The sequence below is a fragment of the Streptococcus parasanguinis genome (assembly GCF_001578955.1).
Lineage (GTDB): Bacteria > Bacillota > Bacilli > Lactobacillales > Streptococcaceae > Streptococcus > Streptococcus parasanguinis_U.
Window position 1 is genome coordinate 23990 of sequence record NZ_KQ969691.1, and the last position, 2350, is coordinate 26339.

Below are 2350 nucleotides of genomic sequence, written 5' to 3' on the forward strand. Positions count from 1 at the left end.
TCAAGACAGGGCCAGTCCCCTTACTAGCACGCTTGATGTATTCAAAACGTGTGATATCATCATTTGGTCCTAAGATATCATTTACAAATTCTCGAAGGGCCCCTGGACGTTGTGGGAAGTTGACGATAAAGTAGTGTTTTACTCCATCGTAGATCAAAGCCCTCTCTTCCATTTCAGGCATGCGGTTAATGTCATTATTCCCACCTGAGATAATACAACAAATGGTTTTCCCCTTGATGTATTCGCGCAAGATTTCAAGGGATGCCACACTGGCAGCTCCCGCTGGTTCAGCTACGATCCCTTGTTTAGAATAAAGATCAATCAAGGTCTCTGAAATCAAGCCTTCATCGACTCCAACAAGAGTTTCCACATGCTGGCGGGTTACTTCATAAGTCAATTGGCCCACCTTTTGCACGGCAATCCCGTCTGCAAACTTATCAATTTCTGGTAATTTGACGGGACCACCTGCTTCAAAAGCAGCCTTCATGGAACGCGCTCCTTCAGCCTCTACCCCAATGACCTCAATCCGAGGCTCTGTTTCTTTGATGTAGGTAGAAACACCTGAAATGAGGCCTCCTCCACCAACAGGAACGAGGACAGCATCAAAGGCAATCGATTCTTTTCGAGCTTCCTCAAGAATTTCATAGGCCACTGTTCCTTGTCCAGCCTGTACATGTGGATCGTCAAACGGGTCAATAAAGGTCCGCTTTTCTGCGAGAGTAAATTCTTGGGCCGCCTTAGCTGACGCATCAAAGGTATCCCCCACCAACTTGATTGTTACATAATCCCCACCAAAGAATCGGACTTGGCCGATCTTTTGTTGAGGTGTTGTAATCGGCATGAAGATAGTCGCTGGAATCTTCATTTCATTACAAGTATAAGCAACCCCTTGCGCATGGTTTCCCGCAGAAGCACACACTACCCCACGCTCACGCTCTTCTTTTGAGAGTTGAGAAATTGCAAAATACGCTCCACGAATCTTGAACGAACGAACACGTTGGGCGTTTTCTTTTTTCAAATAAATCTTTGCCCCATATTTTTCAGATAAATAGTGGTCGTATTCAAGGGGCGTATTGACAACGACTCCACTTAATATTTTATGGGCCTTGGCCACATCTTTTGCTGTTATCATTTCATACCTCTGTTGCTGTTGTATTGATCAAAAAAGCAAGCTAGGGTGTCCCAACTTGCTTAGTCTTCTACAGACAATTAGTTGTAGATTTTGAAGGCGTCATCGTCGTTTTGACCAACGAATGGCATTGCTTTACGCAATTCAGCACCAACTTTTTCAATTTCAAGTTCTTCAGCTTGTTTGCGGAAGGCTTTCAAACGTGGGAAACCAGCATCGTGGTCTTCAACGAATTCACGTGCAAATTTACCTGATTGGATATCAGCAAGGGCAGCTTTCATGTTTTCTTTTACTTCTGGACCGATAACACGAGGACCAGTTACAAAATCACCAAATTCTGCAGTATTTGAACATGATTGACGCATTTTCTTGAAGCCACCTTCGTAGATCAAGTCAACGATCAATTTCATTTCATGAAGTACTTCGAAGTAAGCCAATTCAGGTGCGTAACCAGCTTCTGTCAAAACTTCAAATCCAGCTTCGATCAAGCTTGTCAAACCACCCATAAGAACGGCTTGTTCACCAAACAAATCTTCTTCTGTTTCTTCTTTGAAGGTTGTTGAAAGAAGACCAACACGTGCTGAACCAACACCTTTTGCCCAGTCCATTGCGATGTCTTTAGCGTTACCAGTAGCATCTTGGTAGACAGCGTAAAGTGCTGGTACACCAAATCCTTCAGTGTAAGTACGACGTACCAAGTGACCTGGTCCTTTTGGTGCAACCATGAAGACATCTACGTCTTCAGGAGCTTTGATGTAACCAAAGTGGATATTGAAACCATGGGCAAAACCAAGAGCTTTACCAGCGCTCAAGTTTGGAGCAATTTCATCTTTGTAGATATCTTTTTGGATTTCGTCTGGTGCCAAGATCATGATGATATCAGCCAATTTAGTTGCTTCTGCAACTGGGTAAGCTTCAAATCCATCTTCTTTTGCTTTATCGAATGATTTACCAGGACGCACACCGATGATGACATCATGACCTGAATCACGCAAGTTTTGTGCGTGAGCATGACCTTGTGAACCATAACCGATAACGGCGATTTTTTTACCATCAAGTGCTGGTACTTTAACGTCTTTTTCGTATTCCATTTGAACTGCCATAAGTAAAATCTCTTTTCTATTTTATTATTTGCCTTTTTAAGGCGGAGTTAACAATGTTAAGGCGAGAATTAATCTCGAGTAAATCCAGTTGCACCGGTGCGAGCGATGTTTTTAATCC

At 43.1% G+C, this 2350-nt stretch carries 2 protein-coding genes; both read right to left on the reverse strand.

The window, feature by feature from the left end:
• Positions 1-1132 (reverse strand): threonine ammonia-lyase IlvA (gene ilvA / locus SPADD19_RS06900; RefSeq protein WP_241496527.1); only part of this gene is annotated, 1132 nt, incomplete at its 3' end.
• Positions 1133-1209: 77 nt separating this feature from the next.
• Entirely contained in the window at positions 1210-2232 is a 1023-nt protein-coding gene (gene ilvC, locus SPADD19_RS06905; protein ID WP_003004157.1) for a ketol-acid reductoisomerase, read from the reverse strand.
• Positions 2233-2350: the final 118 nt, after the last annotated feature.